The following is a 3,815-nucleotide window of genomic DNA, read 5'->3' as shown; positions in this document are numbered from 1 at the left end:
GAGCGCCAGCACCACGAGCGTCGCCAGGATCCGCAAGGCGCGCTGTCCCCGGCTCGTCCGCTTGACCGCCACGATTCTCTCCTCAGACCAGCACGATCAAGAGCGCCAGGATGCAGACGTAGATCCCCGCTTCCGCCAGCGGCGGGTTCGCGACGACGCGCTCGAAGCGCAGAACGCGCAGGAGCGGCCGCAGGGCGAGCAGGATCGCCAGGGCGAGCGCCGCGTAGGCGACGAAGGGGGAGACCAGCACCCCGCCGACCGTCAGCTCGTGGAACATGACCTATCCGCGACCCCACAGGCCGAGGCGCCGCAGCACGCGGCCCTGCCCCTCGACGACATAGGACGCGGTCGCGAGATCGGCCACGACGCGGGTCGCGGTGCGGCGCGATTCCGCCGGGCCGGCGCGGCCGGCCGCGAGGAGCGCCGTGCCCGCGTCGCGCAAGGGACCGGCCTCGGCCCGGCGGAGCGCCGCCCGGGCCTGGAGCACGGCCCCGTCATAGACCGCGACCTCGGCGAGCCGGTTCAGTCCGGCCTGGGCTCCCGCGGCGGCGGTGTCGAGCGCCGCGAGCGCGAAGGCGTGCCGCAGGGCGGCGCGGCGCACCGCCCCCGCGGTGCCGCCCCAGCCGGCGAACTGCACCAGCCGGTCGGCGTCGAGGTTGACCCGCTCGTCGGCCTCCTGCGGCTCGCCCGACAGGGCCTCGATCACGTCGGCCCGGGCGGCCTGGAGCGACCAGCGCCGGTGCTGCGCGTTCGTGGTCGGCAGCACGATGCGGATGACGAGGAACAGGATCAGCCCGGCGACGCAGAACAGCACGCTCGACGTCAGATAGGATTCCGCGCTGTAGGGCTGCGGGTTCGTCGGCGCCAGCACGACGGGGAAGAACACCAGCAGGATGAAGCCGAGGCTCGCGGTCTTCGGGCGCAGGCTCAAGAGGCAGGCGGTGACGATCACTGGCGCCATGGCGATGGCGAGCAGCGGAAAGCCCTGGCCGCCGTCGAGCACGACGAACTCGACGAGGCCCGCGCAGGCCGCGGCGAGCGGCATGCCCCAGAGCGCACCGGTGGCGAAGGCGACGGGATTGGGGTTGATCGAGGCGAGCGCGGCGAAGGCCGAGACCTGGAGCAGGGCCGCCGAGGTGGCGGGCCAGCCGCTGAGCACGAACAACGCCGCGCTGATCGCGATGGTGATGACGACGCGGGCGGCGTTGCGCAGCGCGTCGGGGAAGTCGCGATGGATGGGCAGCCGCATGTCGCGCAGCGGCGCCCGTCCGGTCTCCAACGCGTCGATCCCGTCCTCGGCGAGGCGATCCTGGCGCAGGAGGTCGATGGCGCGCCGCAGCCGCAGCACCGCGTCGGGGTCCGCGTCCTCGCGCTCGGCCAATGCGTCGAGGCGGGCGACGAGCGCGGGCAGCGCGTCGCGGTCGCCGTCGAGGCCGGCGAGCACGCTCGCGCGCAGGTCGTCCGGGTCGCCGGAGCGTGCCACCGCCAGGGCGAACGAGCGGGCGGCGGCGACCGAGGCGAAGAGCGCCGCCACCGCGCTGCGGGCCCCCGCCGCCCGGTTCGCGCCGTCGTGGAACTCGGTCGCCACCACGCCGATCGCGTCGCGGGGGGCGGCCGCGAGGCACATCGCCTCGGCTGCCGCCTCCGGTCCCGGATCGCCGTCCCGCACCGCCCGGCGGACGAAGTCGCGCGCGGCCTCACGGGCCTTGGCCATTCCGGCGCTGAGATCGGGGAAGATGGAGGGCGCGCCGAGCGCGTCGTTGATGAAGGTGATCGCCACGATGCCGAGCGTGATCGCGGCGACCCGCTCGATCCCGGTGGCGAAGACCGATTGCGGCGCGTCGATATTGTTGATGGCGATGATCGCCACCGTATAGCCCGACAGCATGGCGCCATAGGCCTTGGTGCCCTGGAGATAGTTGGCGGTGAAGACGCACAGCCCCATCCAGAGCGCGAAGGCGACCAGCATCTCGACCCGGTCCTGCCCGAACAGGGCGGCGAACAGGATCGCCACCGCGAAGCCGACGAGCGTGCCGAGGAAGCGGTAGGCCGCCTTCGACAGGGCCTGCCCGCGCCGGGGCTGGGCCAGGATCGCCACCGTGACGGCGGCCGAGGACGCGCTCTCGAGCTGGAGCCAGAACCCGGCATAGAGCGCCAGCATCATGGCGAGCCAGATCCGCACGGCATAGGCCCAGGACGACAGCGGCGGCGGCTCGACCCGGTCGAGAACCGCATCGATCCAGCCGCGGCGCAGGGATTCCTCAGCCATCGGTCGCACCCGTTTCGGATGCACAAATCGAATACGGTGCTAGGGTGGGGGAGGCCGGACGCCAACGATCCGGCGCGCGGCCCCGCGCCGCGCCAGAACCGCCAGTCGAGGAAGCGCCGATGAGCAAGCCTGAGATCCGCGTGGCCACGTTCGCGGGCCCGGGGGCGGAACCCGTCATCCAATCGGTGCCGTGGCCGAAGGTTCCCCGCAAGGCCGCCCTGATCAAGGTCGGCGCCTGCGGGGTCTGCGGCACCGACCAGCACATCCTCAAGGGCCATTGGCCCAAGCCCCTGCCGTGGCCGTTCACGCTCGGCCACGAGATCGGCGGCGTCATCGTCGAGAAGGGCGAGGAGTTCACCGCCGACTTCATGGAGAAGCCGCTCCAGGTCGGCTCCAAGGTGATGATCCCGCCGCTGATGCCGTGCGGGCACTGCTATTACTGCGTCCACTACCCCGAGCAGGCCAACAAGTGCCTGACGCCGGTCTATTACGGGCGCTATCTCGGCTTCGACAAGGCGCCGCACCTGTGGGGCGGCTGGGCCGAGTACGTCTATGTCGACCTCGAGATGCTGCCGGGCACCAAGGTCTACAAGCTGCCCGACGACATGTCGCTGCGCCTCGGCGCGCTGTCCGAGCCGCTGACCTCCTGCATCCGCGCCTTCAACCGGGCGACGAAGGCCGGCGGCTTCAAGTGGGGCGACACCGTCGTCATCCAGGGTTCCGGCCCGATCGGCATCCTGGCGGTGGCGGCCGCCCAGGAGATGGGGGCCGGCCGGGTGATCTGCGTCGGCGCCCCGGAGGAGCCGCGCCTCGCGCTCGCCCGCAAGTTCGGCGCCGAGGCGACCGTCGACATCACCAAGGTGACGACGCCCGAGGCCCGCATCGCGGCGGTGCGCGAGATCGTCGGCGGCTTCGGCGCCGATCTGGTGATGGATTGCTCGGGCCACCCGAGCGCGGGGCCGGAGGGCATCGAGTTCCTGCGCGACGGCGGCACCTACGTGGAGATGGGCCAGTTCACGGATGCCGGGAAGATCGAGACCTCCTGGCACCGGATCTGCTCCAAGGACCTCAACGTGCTGGGCTCCTGGGCCTTCACCGGCAACGACCTGCCGCTCGGCGTCGACATGCTCTACCGCGCCCGGGACAAGTATCCCTGGCTCGAGATGCAGACGGTCTATCCCTTCACGCAGGAGGGCGTGTCGCAGGCGGTGCAGGACGCGATGGCGATGAAGACGGTGAAATCCACCATCGTGCCGTTCCCGGAGCTCGTGGCGTGACGCGGCGTCCGGGCGCCTGACCGCATGGCGGGACGGGGGCGAAGGCGCCGAGCAGATTTCGCCGAAGTGGATACCGGTTCGGCGGCAAAAATCTGCGACACGACAAGAACCTAAGCGGGCGAAGCGTTGGCCTGCCAACGCAAGTCTGCTTAGGTCGGGGACTTCGCGATTCGCCTCAACCCGGAGCCCGCGCCGTTGCGTCCCGTCCTGCTCGCCGCCCTTCTCGCCTGCGCGCCCGTGCTCGCCCACGCGCAGGCGAGAAGGGCGGC

Annotated in this window: 3 protein-coding genes; 1 reads left to right on the top strand and 2 read right to left on the bottom strand. The window is 71.6% G+C overall.

The genetic code is table 11. From position 1 onward, the window contains the following. Window positions 1-82: 82 nt before the first annotated feature. Together QR78_RS30335 and QR78_RS30330 are read right to left on the bottom strand one after the other, a co-directional pair. On the bottom strand, window positions 83-277 hold the full coding sequence (locus tag QR78_RS30335; RefSeq protein WP_048431353.1) for a DUF1656 domain-containing protein: 195 nt from the start codon (window positions 275-277) through the stop codon (window positions 83-85). Between the two features lie 3 nt (window positions 278-280). Beyond that, window positions 281-2,269, bottom strand: coding sequence for an FUSC family protein (locus QR78_RS30330; RefSeq protein ID WP_048431352.1), 1,989 nt, complete (start codon window positions 2,267-2,269; stop codon window positions 281-283). 119 nt (window positions 2,270-2,388) lie between these two features. Between QR78_RS30330 and QR78_RS30325 the strand changes: the two genes are divergently transcribed. Continuing rightward, window positions 2,389-3,546 (top strand): zinc-binding dehydrogenase, encoded by a 1,158-nt coding sequence (locus QR78_RS30325; protein WP_048431351.1) that lies wholly within the window; start codon window positions 2,389-2,391, stop codon window positions 3,544-3,546. The last annotated feature ends 269 nt before the right edge of the window (window positions 3,547-3,815 follow it).

Origin of the sequence: Methylobacterium indicum, assembly GCF_001043895.1 — a bacterium.
Taxonomy (GTDB): Bacteria; Pseudomonadota; Alphaproteobacteria; order Rhizobiales; family Beijerinckiaceae; genus Methylobacterium; species Methylobacterium indicum.
The sequence above is the reverse complement of the archived record's forward strand: the minus strand, read 5'-3'. Positions and strand labels throughout refer to the sequence as shown.

Bases quoted from the DNA above. Each gene is read 5' to 3' on its own strand.
- QR78_RS30330 (WP_048431352.1), bottom strand. From the start codon at position 2,269: ATGGCTGAGGAATCCCTGCGCCGCGGCTGGATCGATGCGGTTCTCGAC.
- QR78_RS30335 (WP_048431353.1), bottom strand. From the start codon at position 277: ATGTTCCACGAGCTGACGGTCGGCGGGGTGCTGGTCTCCCCCTTCGTC.
- QR78_RS30325 (WP_048431351.1), top strand. From the start codon at position 2,389: ATGAGCAAGCCTGAGATCCGCGTGGCCACGTTCGCGGGCCCGGGGGCG.